A 14,639-nucleotide genomic window follows, 5' to 3' on the forward strand; every position below is an offset into this window, starting at 1 on the left:
GGGTCGCCTCGTCATTCCAGCGTCGCCGCTCCGGGCCACAACGTCATGCTCGCCGTAAGCGGGGGACCCGCAGCCGGCGGCCACACAGTGAGGAAAGGCCATGAACGTCATGGGATTTCAAGCCGGCGCGCACGGACTCCACGACGAGACGGCTCTGGCCGCGGTGAAAGCGCTCGTCGAACGCGAGGCGCCCCATCTGCCGGCCGGCTTCGCCGACATCTTCCTCGCCGCCGTCGCGCCGGAGGATCTGGCGCCTCTCCCGGCGGCCTGCGTCGTCCTGCTGCTGCGCGAAGCGTGGGCCCATGTGGCCGGCCGCCCCAAGGGGCAGCCGAGCGTGCGCGTCTTCAATCCCGATCTGCCGGGGGCGGCCATCACCGTCATCGAGGCGGTGAACGACGACATGGCCTTCCTGTTTGACTCGGTCGCCGGCGAGCTGGCCGACCGCGGGTTGGTGGTGAAGCTCGCCGCCCACCCCATCCTGCATGTGGAGCGGGACGGCGACGGCACGGTGCGCGGCCTGGAGCCCCCCGGCCCCCGGGGCCTGTCGGAGGAGAACCGCGAAAGCCTCATCCACATCCACGTCGCCGCCATCGACGAGACCGCGGCGGCGGAGCTGAAGGCGGGACTGGACCGAACCCTCGCCGACGTGCGCGCCGCCAATCTCGATTTCTCCGCCATGCGCAAGCAGGTGAAGAGCCTTTCGAAGGGCTACCGGCGCGAGAAGCGGCCCTATGGCGACGACGCCCGCGAGGAAGCCGCCGACGTGCTCGAATGGCTGACCGAGGACAATTTCATCTTCCTCGGCCTGCGCCACTACGAGCTGAGCGAGGATGGCCTGAAGGCGGAGGCCAACAGCGGCCTCGGCATCCTGCGCAATCCCGACGTCCACGAACTGCGCCTCGGCGATGCGCCGGTGGTGACGACGCCGGAAATCCGCGCCTTCCTGGAAGGCCCCACCCCGCTCCTCTTCACCAAGGCCAGCCTGCGCTCGCGGGTGCACCGGCGGGATGTGATGGACTATGTGGGCATCAAGGCCCACGACGAGAAAGGCCGGCTCATCGGCGAGGTGCGCCTCATCGGCCTGTTCGCCTCCACCGCCTACACTCATTCCCTGCGCGAGATCCCCTATCTGCGCCTCAAGGCGGATTCGGTCATCCGCGGCGCCGGGCTGGAGCCGGACAGCCACTCCGCCCGCGCGCTCTCCACCGTGCTGGAGACCTATCCGCGCGACGACCTGTTCCAGATCGACGTGCCGACGCTGCTCGGCCACGCCCGCGAGATCCTCTCGCTCTATGACCGGCCGCGCCTGAAGGTGCTGGCGCGGGCCGACCGGTTCGACCGCTTCGTCTCCGTGCTCACCTTCCTGCCGCGCGAGCGGTTCGATGCGCAGGTGCGCGACCGGGTGGGCGCCATCCTCGAAAAGTCCTACGGCGGAACGGTCACGTCCTTCGAGCAGGCGTTCGTCGCCGGCCTGCCGCTCACGCGCGTGCATTACGACATCGGCCGCACCGAGGGGCGCATCCCGGAGGTGGACAAGGGGGAGCTGGAACGGGCGGTGGCGGACGCCATCCTCACCTGGCGCGACCGCCTTTCGGCCGCCGTGTCGGCGCTGCCCGGCATGACCAGCACCGACGCGGTTCGCCTCGCCCGCCGCTACGTGGAGGCGTTCGATCCCGGCTACCGCGCGGCCTACGGCGTGCCCACGGCGCTCGCCGACATCGAGCTGCTGGAGCGCCTCTCCGAGGAGCGGCCTGTCGCCCTCGATTTCTACCGCCGGGAAGGCGACGACGACCGGCGCATCGCCCTGCGCCTCCTCTCGTTCGGTGCTCCCCTCCCGTTGGCGGCGCGGGTGCCCATGCTGGAGAACATGGGCCTCAAGGCCATCAATGAACGCACCTTCCGCATCGAGCCCGCCGGCGGCCCCAAGAGCTGGGTCCACGACATGTCGCTGGAGCGGGCGGATGGCGGCACCATCTCGGTGGAGGGCTCGGCCGTCCGCCTTGAGGATTGCCTCAACGCCGTGCTGCGCGGCGCGGCGGAGAATGACGGCTACAACGCCCTCGTGCTCGATGCCGCCCTCGACTTCCGGGAGGCGGCGTTGGTGCGTGCGCTCGGCCACTATCTCAGGCAGGCGGGCATCCCCTTCTCGCAGGACTACATCTGGCAGACGCTGAACCGCCACGGCCGCCTCGCCCGCGCCATCGTCGGCCTGTTCCACGCCCGCTTCGATCCGGCGCAGGAGACTTCCGCCGAGGCGCGCGCCTCTCGGGAAGCGCCGCTGCGCGACGCCATCGACGAAGCCCTCGCCGAGGTGTCCAGCCTCGACGAAGACCGCATCCTGCGCCGCTTCGTGAACCTCGTGGATGCGGCCCTGCGCACCACCTATTACCAGAAGGATGCGCAGGGCCGCCTGCGCGAGCCCATCGCCATCAAGTTCGAGAGCGCGAGGGTGGAGGGCCTGCCCCTGCCCCGCCCGCTCTACGAGGTGTTCGTCTATTCGCCCCGCGTGGAGGGCGTGCACCTGCGCTTCGGCAAGGTGGCGCGCGGCGGCCTGCGCTGGTCCGACCGGCCGCAGGATTTCCGCACCGAGATTCTCGGGCTGGTGAAGGCGCAGCAGGTGAAGAACGCGGTCATCGTGCCGGTGGGCGCCAAGGGCGGCTTCGTGCCCAAGCGCCTGCCCGTGGGCGGCTCCCGCGAGGCAGTGTTCGCCGAGGGCACGGCGGCCTATGAGGTGTTCGTCTCCTCGCTCCTCGACCTCACCGACAATCTGAAGGGCGGCGCCGTGGTGCCCCCGGCCGACACGGTGCGGCTCGACGGGGATGACCCCTATCTGGTGGTGGCGGCCGACAAGGGCACGGCCACCTTCTCCGACACCGCCAACGCCATCTCCGCCCGTCACGGCTTCTGGCTGGACGACGCGTTCGCGTCCGGCGGCTCGGTGGGCTACGACCACAAGGCCATGGGCATCACTGCCCGCGGTGCCTGGGAGGCGGTGAAGCGCCATTTCCGGGAAATGGACATCGACATCCAGACGACGCCCGTCACCGTGGCCGGCGTGGGCGACATGTCGGGCGACGTGTTCGGCAACGGCATGCTGCTGTCGTCGGCGCTGAAGCTGGTGGCGGCGTTCGACCACCGCCACATCTTCCTTGATCCCGAGCCGGACCCGGCGCGCGCCTTCGCCGAGCGGCGGCGCCTGTTCGACCTGCCCCGCTCCTCCTGGGCCGATTACGACGCCTCCCTGATCTCCAAGGGCGGCGGCATCTTCCCGCGCAGCGCCAAGAGCATCGACCTCTCCGAGGAGGTCCGCGCGCTGCTGCGGTTCCCAAAGGCGAGCGCCACCCCGGCGGAGCTGATCAACGCCATCCTGAAGGCGCCGGTGGACCTGCTGTTCTTCGGCGGCATCGGCACCTATGTGCGCGCCTCCGCCGAGACCGACGCCCAGGCCGGCGACCGCGCCAACGACGCGGTGCGCATCGCCGCCGCCGACCTCAATGCCAAGGTCATCGGCGAGGGCGCCAACCTCGGCATGACCCAGCGCGGGCGCATCGAGGCGGCGCGCAAGGGCGTGCGGCTCAACACCGACGCCATCGACAATTCCGCTGGTGTGAACACCTCCGACGTGGAGGTGAACATCAAGATCGCGCTCGCCAAACCGCTGGAGATGGGCGACCTCAGCGTGCCGGACCGGGCGGCGCTGCTGAAGCAGATGACGGATGAGGTGGCGCGCCTCGTCCTCGTCAACAATTACGACCAGACCCTCGCTCTGTCCCTCGCCGAGCTGAAGGGCGCGGACGACCTCGCCTTCCAGCAACGCCTGATGCAAATGCTGGAGGCACGCGGCGAACTCGACCGTGCGGTGGAGTTCCTGCCCTCCGATGCCGAGATCGCCGACCGCCGCTCGCGCGGGGAGCATCTCACCCGGCCCGAGCTGGCGGTGCTGCTCGCCTATGCCAAGCTCGCATTAAAGGACGACCTCGTCGGTTCCAGCGTGCCGGACGACGCCTATCTCTCCGGCGAATTGGTCCACTACTTCCCGCACGAACTGCAGGACCGCTATCCCCACGCCATCGAGACCCACCGCCTCCATCGGGAGATCATCGCGACGGGCCTCGCCAACGCCATCGTCAACCAGGGCGGCCCCTCCGCCATGGCCCGCATCTCCGACCAGACGGGCGGGGACGCCGCCTCCATCGCCCGCGCCTTCGCGGCGGTGCGCGACAGCTATCACCTGCCGGAACTCACCGCCGCCATCGACGCGCTGGACAACAAGGTGGACGGGCACGTCCAGCTCCAGCTCTATGCGGCGGTGCAGGACCTGATGGTGGGACGCACCATCTGGTTCCTTGGCAACGTCTCGTTCGCGGACGGCATCGCCGGCGTGGTCGAGCGCTACCGCAGCGGGGTCGCGGCGGTCGCCGCCGCGCTCGACGAGAGCCTGCCCGAGGCCTGGCGCAAGGACCGCGCCGGGCGCGTGGCCGATCTCGTCGCCCAGCGGGTGCCGGAGGAGCTGGCCCGCCGCATTGCTTCCATGCCGGCGCTGGCGGCGGCGTCCGACATCGCGCTCATCGCCGAGACCACCGGCAAGGCCATCCCCAGCGCGGCCAGCACCTTCTTCGCTGCCGGCCGCTACTTCGCCATCGACGACCTGCTCACCCAGGCGCGTAGCATCATGGCGCCGGACTATTACGACCGGCTGGCGCTGGACCGCTCGCTGGCGCAGCTCGAGACGTTCCTGCGCCGCATCACCGAAGCGATGCTGGCGGAGGGCATCTCCGGCGAAGCCGCGGTAGACGCCTATGTGGCCCGCCGCCGCGAGGAGGTGGAGCGCATGCGCCGCACGGTGCGCGACATCGCCCAGTCCGGCCTCAGCCTCTCCAAGCTGACGCTGGCCGCGAGCCTGCTGGGCGATCTGGTGAAGGCCTGAAGGGGGCGCTCCCCTTCAGGCCGCTCCCGCCCGCGCCGGGACCAGTGCGGGAGCGGAAGGCCCCGACGCGGGCGCGTCCACCTGCGCCGCCTCCACCGCGCCCCTCACGGTGGACACTGCCGCCGCCTCGCCCTGAAGCACGGGTGGCGGTCCCTCGGCCATGAAATCGGCCACCACCACGCGCCGGCCTGTGCGGTCGCGGGTGAGGCTGCGGATGGTGTAGCGGCGGTGCGCGGGCGTCGCGGGGGAGAGATAGGCGAGGACGACCATCCCGGCCTGTCCCGCCGCCAGCCGCCGGGCGCTGCCGGGTGCGGTCGCCTCGGCCGCGACGCCATCGGCCGTCAGCCGGTAGACCAGAAGCTGCGCCGCCGCTTCATCAAGGACCGAGCGGGCGGGAAGCACCAGCACGGAGGGGCCTTCCGGCCGCGGACGGCCATCGTCGGCCCCCTCCCCGTCGGCCGCGACCTTCTCCTCGGACGCCGGCAGATGCTCGAGGAGATCGGCGAGGGTGTCGCGAATGCGGGCCTGACGCTCGGCATCGAGAGCCCCCCGCGCGGCATCGCGCTGGGCCAGCTTCAGCGCCGGCAGAACCACGCCGTCGCAATAGGCGTCGAGATCGGTCTGGCGCAGGACATCCTCGGCGGATGCGGCGGCTTCTACGGGGTCGCCCGCCAGCAGGCGCTGGTAGAGAAGTTCGCTGTCCGAAAGCGGCGGCCGGTCGCCCAGGGCGACGTCCAGGAATTCGAGGCTCTCCACATGACGCCCGAGCACCACCAGGCACAAGGTGAGCGGCGTTGAGAGCAGAAGCCCGATGGGGCCCCAAAGCCAGGTCCAGAAGGTGGCGGCGGCGATCACCGCCACCGGCGACAGGCCGGTGGAGCGGCCATAGAGCAATGGCTCGATGACGTGCCCCACCAGCGGCTCCACCACGATGAACAGCACGGCCGCCGACAGAACCATGGTCCAGCCGGGGTCCACCGCCAGCGCGAAGCCGATGGGCAATGCAGCGGCCACCGCTGCCCCCACATAGGGCACGAAGCGCAGCACCGCGGCGGCGATACCGAACAAAAGCGGGCTCGGCACGCCGATGAGCCACAGGCCGAGGCCGATCACCGTGCCGAACGCGGCATTCAGCGCCACCTGGGTCAGGAAGAAGCGCGACAGCCGTCGCCCCGCATCATCCAGCGCCGCCGTGGTGCGCTGGATGTCGTGGGCGCCGGCGAGGCGCACAAAGCGGTTTCTGAGATCTTCGCGCTGGAGCAGGATGAACAGCACGAAGATGAAGATGATGCCGAGCGTCGCGAGCGGGTGCAGCAGCGGCGCCATCACGGCGGAGAGGGTGCCGAGTGTGCCCGGCGGCGGCTCGCGGATTTCCACCGGCAGCGGCCGCCCGCCGGTCGCGAAGGGCCCGCCTTCCTCGCTCACGGCTTTGGCCGGGTCCGGCGCCTCAAGTTCCCGGCCGAGGTCCTGGATCATGTCCATGGTCCGCTCGAAGGTGCCGGAACCGCCGGTCGCCTCCTTCACGGAGCGGATCTTCTCGCTGAGGTTCAGCCGGTATTTCGGCAGCTCGGCCACGAGATCGGAGGTCTGGAGCGCAATCACGGAGCCCAGCGCCAGCAGGCCGAGGAAGGTGGCGATCACCACCACCACCGCCGCGGCCGTCCGCGGCACCTTCACCCGCCGCAACACCAGGATCACCGGCGCCAGCACGAAGGACAGGAGGATGGCCACCGCGATGGGCACGAACACGTCGCGCCCCACATAGAGCACGGTCACGATGGCGATGGCGGTGAAGAAGGCGAGCAGCCGGTCCCGTCCGGGCAGATCGGCGCCTCTGGCCGGGCCGGACAACGACGGATCCTGTGACTGCAGCATCGCCGCCTCTCCCCAATCAGGCGCCCGCGGCGCCGAACACGGCATTAACGCTGCGGCGTGGCAGTTGATCCATAGGAATGCAGAGGGATCGGAACGAGGGGCTCCACAGTGGCGTTCAGGGGACGGATGTCCGCAGGGAGCAGCGAAGCGCCATGTACATCTACAAGGTGGTCTGGCGGGCCTCAGGCGAGGAGGAACCGCTGCACGTGCGTGACAAGCGCCCACCCAAGGCCATCGCCCGCGATCTCGTCAAGGACGGCTACCTCGTGACCGAGGCGGTCGTCGTGCGCGCCGCCTCCTCCGCCTTCAAGGACGAGGACGGCCATGCGGTGCAGGAGGAGTTCTTCTCCGCCGCGCCCGTGGGCGCCGCCGTGCTGGTCGCATCCGCGATCGCCGCGCTGGTGGAGCATGTGGTGCCGGCCGGGGCAGAGCCCATGCCCGACTTTCCGGCCTGAGGTTTCGCGTCGGAGACGGTTTCCCTCGGGCGCGGCGACTGCCATGGTGCGGCATCACTCGCCAGATTGCGGATTTGCCCTTGCCCTCCTCCCGGCCTGCCTCCCGCCTCCCGCGCCGGGCCGTGGTCGGCTGGATCCTGTTCGATCCCGCCTGCCAGCCCTATTTCACCCTCATCACCACCTTCATCTTCGCGCCCTACTTCGCCTCCGCCGTGGCCCCGACACCGGCCGAGGGGCAGAGCCTGTGGGGTTTCGCCACCGGGGCGGCGGGGCTCATCATCGCCATCTGTTCCCCCATCCTCGGCGCAGTGGCCGACGCCTCCGGCCGGCGCAAGCCGTGGATCGCGGTGTTCGGCCTGATGCTGATGACGGGATCGGCGCTGCTGTGGTTCGCGGTGCCCGGCGACACGGCGCGCATCCCGCTGGTGCTCGCGGCCTTCGCCATCGGTACCATCGGCGTCGAGTTCGCCACCGTCTTCAACAACGCCATCATGCCGGACCTCGTGCCGCCGGAGCGGCTGGGCCGGCTCTCCGGCACCGGCTGGGCGGCGGGCTATTTTGGCGGGCTGGTGTCGCTGGCGCTGATGCTCGGCTTCTTCTCCACCGCGCCGGACACCGGCCTCACCCTCATCGGCCGGCCGCCGGCGCTCGGGCTCGACGCGGCGACCCGCGAGGGCGACCGCTTCTCGGGGCCGCTCACGGCCGTGTGGTTCGCGGTGCTGGTGCTGCCCATGTTCCTGTTCGTGCCCGACCGCAAGAAGGGCCTGCCGCTGCGCGAGGCGGTGCGCAAGGGCCTCACGGAAATCCGCGGGCTGGTGCCGAAGCTGAGGACGCGCCCGGCGCTCGCCCGCTTCCTCCTCGCCAACATGATCTATGCCGACGGCCTCGTCGCCCTGTTCGCCTTCGGCGGCATTTATGCCGCCGGCACCTTCGGCTGGGGCTCCATCGAGATCGGCATCTTCGGCATCCTGCTCACCCTCACCGGCACGGCCGGGGCGCTGGCGGGGGGCTGGCTTGACGATGCCTTCGGCCCGCGCCTCGTCATCCTCGGCGCGCTCCTCGGGCTGCTGGTCGCCTGCATCGGGCTGCTGTCGGTAGACCGGACATCCATCCTGTTCGGCCTTGTGCCCACGGCGCCGGGAACCGGCCTCTACGGCACGGTGCCGGAGAAGGTCTATGTGGGCCTCGGGCTTCTCATCGGCGCCGTCGCCGGTCCGCTCCAGGCGGCCTCGCGCACCCTTCTGGTGCGCCTCGCCCCGCCGGAGAACATCGGCGAGTGCTTCGGCCTGTTTGCGCTCTCCGGCAAGATCACCTCGTTCGCCGCGCCGACCTCGGTGGCGATCGTCACCGCCCTGACGCAGAGCCAGCGGGCGGGGGTGGCGGTGCTGGTCGCCTTCTTTGGAACGGGCGTGGTGCTGATTGCAGGGTTGCGCACGCCCTTGCGGCAGGACGGCGGACGGGCGAAGGATGGACCACACACAGCGAGCCAGACGCGCCGGGAGTGACCCCCATGACCATCCGCTCCATCCGCTTCGATCCTTCCCCGCCGCTGAAGCCCGATGCCGCCACGACCGTGCATGAATGGTATCAGGATCGCACCGGCGCCTTTTCGGCGGGGTTCTGGGCCTCGGCACCGTCGGAGATCGAGGTGAGCTATGACGAGGACGAGTTCTGCGTCCTCGTGGAAGGCACCGTCGAGCTGACGGACGCTTCGGGCCATACGGAAACCTTCCATGCCGGCCAGTCCTTCGTCATCCCCTCGGGCTTCAAGGGGGTGTGGAAGAGCGTGACCGCGGTCCGCAAGTTCTACGTCGTGCATCTGCCCGTGGCGCCGGCCGCCGACCCCAAGGCGGCCCCCACCCTGCCGGATGCGGCCGCCGACCTCGCGGGAACCTGAACACCGCGCGGGGAACCCCGGTCCACTTGGGCCGGTTGACCTTCCGAAATGACCATCTCGGAAGGAGGCTCCAACCATGTCGATCCGGCTGCAACTCGCTGCCATGCTGTTCATGATGATCCAGGCGGTCACGTTCTTCGCCGGCCTGCTGGCGCTGCTGCTGTCGCCGCTGGGGCGCGAGGCCATGGGCCTGATGCCTTTCGTGGTGCTCGGCTCTTCGATCGTCTCCGCGCCGCTGTCGTGGTGGCTGGCGCCGCGGCTTCGGGCGCGCACTTGGCGGCGTGAGGGCACCGCCGAACTGCTCAGGTAAAGGCTCGCCTGCGGCCAAGCTCGCAATCCGGCGCGCGCGATGCCATTTTGTTCCCTTGAGCGAATCACGCGCACCGAGACCTTTTGCATTGAGACCGCCTGAATCCCCGCGCCGTCCGGGCCACGAGCCCGGTGGAGTGCCAGAGCTTCCCGGCCTGAAGCCCGGCGGCATCGCCGCGCGTGCGCGCGCCGCCATCGCCCCCGCCGGGCCGCAGGCGTCCTATCTCGCCGGCCTCAATCCGGAGCAGCGTGAGGCGGTGGAAACGCTGGACGGCCCGCTGCTGGTGCTCGCCGGCGCAGGCACGGGCAAGACACGCGTGCTCACCGCCCGCGTCGCCCATATTCTCGCCTCCGGTCGCGCCTTCCCCTCGCAGATCCTCGTGGTGACCTTCACCAACAAGGCGGCGCGGGAGATGAAGGATCGCATCCACGGCATGGTCGGCGACCAGATCGAGGGCATGCCCTGGCTCGGCACCTTCCATTCCATCGGTGTCCGCATCCTCCGGCGCCACCATGAGCTGGTGGGGCTGAAGAGCGGCTTCACCATCCTCGACACGGACGACCAGATCCGCCTGCTCAAGCAGCTCCTCGCCGCCGAGAATATCGACGAGAAGCGTTGGCCGGCGCGGCTGCTCGCCTCCACCATCGACGGCTGGAAGAACCGTGGCCTGTCCCCGAAGGACGTGCCGCCCGGAGAGGGCGCGGTCTTCGCCAACGGCAAGGGCGGCATGCTCTATGCCGCCTATCAGGACCGGCTGAAGGCGCTGAACGCGGTGGATTTCGGCGACCTGCTGCTGGAAGGCATCCGCCTGTTCCGGGAGAACCCGGACGTGCTCGCCGAATACCACCGCCGGTTCAAATACCTGCTGGTGGACGAGTATCAGGACACCAACGTCGCCCAGTATCTCTGGCTGCGCCTGCTCGCGCAGGGCTCGAAAAATGTCTGCTGCGTCGGTGACGACGACCAGTCCATCTACGGCTGGCGCGGCGCCGAGGTGGACAACATCCTCCGGTTCGAGAGCGATTTTCCCGGCGCCAAGGTCATCCGGCTGGAGCGCAACTACCGCTCCACCGGGCACATCCTCGCCTCCGCCGCCCACCTCATCGCCCACAATGAGGGGCGGCTGGGCAAGACGCTATTCTCCGAGGGCGACGAGGGCGAGCGCGTCTCCGTCACGGGGGCGTGGGATTCTGGCGAGGAGGCCCGCGCCGTCGGTGAGGAGATCGAGGCGCTGCAACGCGCCGGGCATCGCCTGTCCGAGATCGCCATCCTGGTCCGCGCCTCCTTCCAGATGCGCGAGTTCGAAGACCGTTTCGTCACGCTCGGCATGCCCTATCGCGTCATCGGCGGCCCGCGCTTCTATGAACGGGCGGAAATCCGCGATGCGCTGGCCTATCTGCGCTGCGTGAACTCCACCGCCGACGATCTCGCCTTCGAGCGCATCGTGAACGTGCCCAAGCGCGGCATCGGCGATGCCACGGTGAAGCAGATCCATGATGTCGCCCGCGCCGCCGGCGTGCCGCTGCAGGAAGCCGCGCGTGTGCTGACCGAGAGCGAGGAGCTGAAGCCCAAGGTGCGCGGCACCCTGCGTGGGCTCATCCAGGCGTTCGAGCGCTGGCGCGAGCAGGCCCGCGTCATGACCCACACCGAGATCGCCGAGATCGTCCTCGACGAGAGCGGCTATACCGAGATGTGGCAGAAGGACCGCTCCGCCGAGGCCGCCGGGCGGCTGGAAAACCTCAAGGAACTCGTGCGCTCCATGGAGCCCTTCGAGAACCTCTCCGGCTTCCTCGAGCACATCTCCCTGGTGATGGACGTGGACAACGGCGCCGGCGAGGATGCGGTGCAGGTGATGACGCTGCATTCCGCCAAGGGGCTGGAATTCGACACCGTCTTCCTGCCCGGCTGGGAAGAAGGCCTGTTCCCCCACCAGCGCGCGCTGGACGATCAGGGCAAGGCTGGCCTCGAGGAAGAGCGCCGGCTCGCCTACGTGGGCATCACCCGCGCCCGTGCCTCGGCCCGCATCTGGTTCGCCTCCAACCGGCGCATCCACGGCATGTGGAATTCCACGGTGCCCTCCCGCTTCCTTGACGAACTGCCCGACGCCCATGTGCAGGTGGAGGAAAGCCGCGGCGGCATGGGGTGGGGCGGCTCGTCCTATGGTGGCGGCGGCAGCTACGGCCAGAGCCGGTTCGACCGGGCAGAGCCCTTCGCTGCCTCCTCTTATTCCACACCCGGCTGGCAGCGGGCCCAGACCCAGCGTGGCCGCACGGACAGCGGCGGGAGCGGCGGCGGCCGGGGCGGCTTCTCCGAGCGCGGCGGGCGCTACGATGCCGGTGCTTCGGCGCGGCGCGGACCGATGGTGATCGAGGGCACGCTGGTGGCCTCGTCTTCCGCCCCCTCCTCCGCCTTCAAGCGGGGCGAGCGGGTGTTCCACATCAAGTTCGGATATGGCGAAATCACGGGCATCGACGGCAACAAGCTGACCGTGCAGTTCGACAAGGCGGGCGAGAAACGGGTGGTGGATACCTTCGTCGAAAAGGCCTGACGCAATATTTGCGGGCGACGACGGGTGGCGTGTCGGTCCGTCGGGGCGGCCCCTCATCTTCGCCCTGATCTTCCCCTAGCGTCGCCCGCGCCGCAGATTTCAGATCGATGATCGCACTCAACATCCTCCTGCTCGGCGCCGAAATGCTGGTGTATTTCGGCGCCATGCTCGCGCTGTTCCGCCTGCGCGGAACGCTGGGCATCGGCGTGTTCTTCTGCGCGCTGGGCTCGCTCCATTTCATGGAGACGTATCTCGCCGCCGCCTATTACGTGCAATTGCCGTTCGGCGTCTCGCTCTCGCCCGGCTCTGTGGTATTATTTTCCGGAAAACTGGCACTTCTGCTGCTCGTGTACATTCGCGAGGACGCGCTGGTGGCGCGCCAGCCCATCTATGGGCTCTTCCTCGGCAATCTGGTGCTGCTGGCGCTGGTCTTCCTGCTGCGCCAGCACAACGTGGTGCCGGCTCCCGGCGCGCCGGCGGACATCACGTTCATGGACCAGCTGGGCGCGCTGGCGGTGTGGAGCACGCTGCTGCTCTTCATCGATTCCATTGCCATGATCCTCGTCTACGAGCGCCTGTCGTCCCGGGCGAAGCGGTATCCGGTGACAGTCATCTGGGCGACGCTGGCGCTGGTGCTCACCTTCGATCAGGTCGGCTTTTTCGGCGTGCTGCATTTCGCGCTCGATGTGCCGCTGTCGGCGGGCATCGGCGGCTGGGTCGGCAAGCTGATGGCGGCGGGCTTCTATGCCCTGATGCTCGCGCTCTATCTCGACCGCTTCGAAATGGCCGGAGATCCGCTGCGCCCGCGCATCGCCGATGTGTTCGACACCCTCACCTACCGCCAGCGCTACGAGCAGCTGGAGGTGACGTCCCGGCTCGATCCGCTCACCGGCGTCCTCCACCGCGGCCAGCTGGAGCCGCTGGGCCGCGACCTCGTGGCCATCGCCCGCAAGACCGGCCGGCCCATGAGCCTGCTGCTGGTGGACGTGGACGACTACAAGGAGGTCAACGATCTCCACGGCCATGCCACCGGCGACGCGGTGCTGCGGCAGCTGGCGGGCGCCATCTCCGAGAGCCTTCGGCAGTCGGACCATGTGGTGCGCTATGGCGGCGACGAATTCGCCGTGCTGGCGCCGGGCGTGTCCCACGTCGCGGCGGTGGCTCTCGCCCGGATGCTCAACGAAAGCGTCACGGGGCTGACGCTGCCCGACGGGGTGCGGCAGCAGACCCTGTCCATCGGCGTCGCCACGCTGCCGGAGGACGGCCAGACCTTGACGGCACTGCTCGAAGCGGCCGACAAGCGCCTCTACGCGGCCAAGGCCGCCGGGCGCAACCGCGTGACGGGAGCGACGGGCGACGGCGGCCACAGCGACAACGGATGACGTTTTCCCCATGCTCGAAGGCCTCCCCCCCAACGACGCCACCCATGTGATGCGGGTCGAGGCGCCCCGCCGGCAGGCGCAGCGCATCGCCGACCTGATCTCGGAAACATTCGACCCCGCAGAGGTGGCGGTGGCCAATTTCGAGCGGACGGACGACGACTGGGTCGTGGAGGTCTATGCGGGCTCCGCCTTCGATCCGGAGATGCTGCTCGAACTGGTGGAGATCGCGGCCGGCCCGGAGATGGCCGCCGCCGTCACGTTCGGCGAGATCGAGCAGAAGGATTGGGTGGCCGCGAGCCTGGAAGGCCTAGCCCCCGTGGCCGTCGGCCCGGTGGTTGTGCATGGCTCGCATGATCGCGGCCGGGTGGGGCCGAACCGCATCGGCATCGAGATCGAGGCGGCGCTGGCCTTCGGCACCGGCCACCACGGCACCACGCAGGGCTGCCTGCACGCCATCGTCAACGCCGCGCGCAAGGGACGCCCGCAGCGCGTGCTGGACGTGGGCACGGGCACGGGCGTGCTTGCCATCGCGGCCGAGCGGCTGTTTCACACCGAGATCGTGGGAAGCGATATCGACATCATCGCCGTGCGTACGGCGAGAGCGAATGCGGCGGCCAACAAGGCGCCGGGTGTACGCATGGTCCATGCGGCCGGCGCCGGGGCGCGAGCGATCCGCATCCATGGACCCTACGATTTGATTCTGGCCAACATCCTGCTGCCGCCGCTAAAGCGGCTGGCGCGCCCGCTCGCCTCCCTGCTGGCGCCGGGAGGACGCATCGTCCTGTCGGGATTGCTCACCGCGCAGGTTCCGGCCGCTCTGGCGGCCTATCGCGCGCAGGGGCTGCACCTCGTCAACCAGCGGCATATCGAGGGCTGGGCCACCCTGACCCTCGCCGCGCGGTCGGATCGGCCGCGCGGATGAGGGGTCCTACATAGAGAGTGTCAGTTCAGCGGGTCACGCCCGTTGAGCTGCACGTAGCGGGACAGCTCGCGCTCGGCCTGTTCCATGCGAGCGGCGATGATGGCGCCCATCAGGCGGGCGAAGAAGCCCTTGCCGGCGGTCTTGCCGGCCGCAGCCTTGCCAGCCTTGGGGGCGGCAGCGCGGGTGTCACGGGAAAGGGTGTCGGGAGAAAAGGTAACGGCGCTCATGGAGGCCTCCTGCACTGGCCCTACGGGGCTTTATCGCAGTGCAATATATGCCTCTGTGCAGCGCACCAGAACTACGGGCTTGGCATGCCAGATCTG

At 69.4% G+C, this 14,639-nt stretch carries 10 protein-coding genes; 8 read left to right on the top strand and 2 right to left on the bottom strand.

Annotation, left to right across the window (positions count from 1 at the left end; translation table 11 throughout):
• The first annotated feature begins 109 nt into the window (after positions 1–109).
• Positions 110–4,927 (top strand): NAD-glutamate dehydrogenase, encoded by a 4,818-nt coding sequence (locus EJ105_RS22930; protein WP_250168150.1) that lies wholly within the window; start codon positions 110–112, stop codon positions 4,925–4,927.
• 15 nt (positions 4,928–4,942) lie between these two features.
• Here the strand turns inward: EJ105_RS22930 and EJ105_RS22935 are convergent, their stop codons facing one another.
• Positions 4,943–6,802 (bottom strand): AI-2E family transporter, encoded by a 1,860-nt coding sequence (locus EJ105_RS22935; RefSeq protein WP_250168151.1) that lies wholly within the window; start codon positions 6,800–6,802, stop codon positions 4,943–4,945.
• Positions 6,803–6,954: 152 nt separating this feature from the next.
• On the opposite strand from EJ105_RS22935, the gene EJ105_RS22940 reads away from it, so the two are divergent.
• The 7 genes from EJ105_RS22940 (at position 6,955) to EJ105_RS22970 (ending at position 14,316) form a co-directional block, all read left to right on the top strand.
• Positions 6,955–7,257, top strand: coding sequence for a hypothetical protein (locus EJ105_RS22940; RefSeq protein ID WP_250168152.1), 303 nt, complete (start codon positions 6,955–6,957; stop codon positions 7,255–7,257).
• 80 nt (positions 7,258–7,337) lie between these two features.
• Complete coding sequence (locus tag EJ105_RS22945) at positions 7,338–8,762, top strand: MFS transporter (RefSeq protein WP_250168153.1); 1,425 nt, start codon at positions 7,338–7,340, stop codon at positions 8,760–8,762.
• Positions 8,763–8,767: 5 nt separating this feature from the next.
• A complete protein-coding gene (locus tag EJ105_RS22950) occupies positions 8,768–9,154 on the top strand; it encodes a cupin domain-containing protein (RefSeq protein ID WP_250168154.1) in 387 nt (128 codons plus the stop codon).
• 76 nt (positions 9,155–9,230) lie between these two features.
• Positions 9,231–9,464 carry a hypothetical protein gene (locus tag EJ105_RS22955; protein ID WP_250168155.1) on the top strand — a complete coding sequence of 78 codons (234 nt, stop codon included), beginning with the start codon at positions 9,231–9,233 and terminating at the stop codon, positions 9,462–9,464.
• A gap of 55 nt (positions 9,465–9,519) precedes the next feature.
• A complete protein-coding gene (locus tag EJ105_RS22960; RefSeq protein WP_394042720.1) occupies positions 9,520–12,012 on the top strand; it encodes an ATP-dependent helicase in 2,493 nt (830 codons plus the stop codon).
• A 107-nt stretch (positions 12,013–12,119) separates the two neighbouring features.
• Positions 12,120–13,394 carry a GGDEF domain-containing protein gene (locus EJ105_RS22965; protein ID WP_029555178.1) on the top strand — a complete coding sequence of 425 codons (1,275 nt, stop codon included), beginning with the start codon at positions 12,120–12,122 and terminating at the stop codon, positions 13,392–13,394.
• 10 nt (positions 13,395–13,404) lie between these two features.
• The gene (locus EJ105_RS22970) at positions 13,405–14,316 is read left to right on the top strand and encodes a 50S ribosomal protein L11 methyltransferase (RefSeq protein WP_024277815.1); all 912 of its coding nucleotides are present in this window, start codon (positions 13,405–13,407) and stop codon (positions 14,314–14,316) included.
• Between the two features lie 20 nt (positions 14,317–14,336).
• Here EJ105_RS22970 and EJ105_RS22975 read toward each other — a convergent pair whose 3' ends face one another.
• Positions 14,337–14,543 carry a hypothetical protein gene (locus tag EJ105_RS22975; protein ID WP_024277814.1) on the bottom strand — a complete coding sequence of 69 codons (207 nt, stop codon included), beginning with the start codon at positions 14,541–14,543 and terminating at the stop codon, positions 14,337–14,339.
• Positions 14,544–14,639 lie beyond the last annotated feature (96 nt).

The organism is Xanthobacter aminoxidans (assembly GCF_023571765.1).
GTDB lineage: Bacteria > Pseudomonadota > Alphaproteobacteria > Rhizobiales > Xanthobacteraceae > Xanthobacter > Xanthobacter aminoxidans.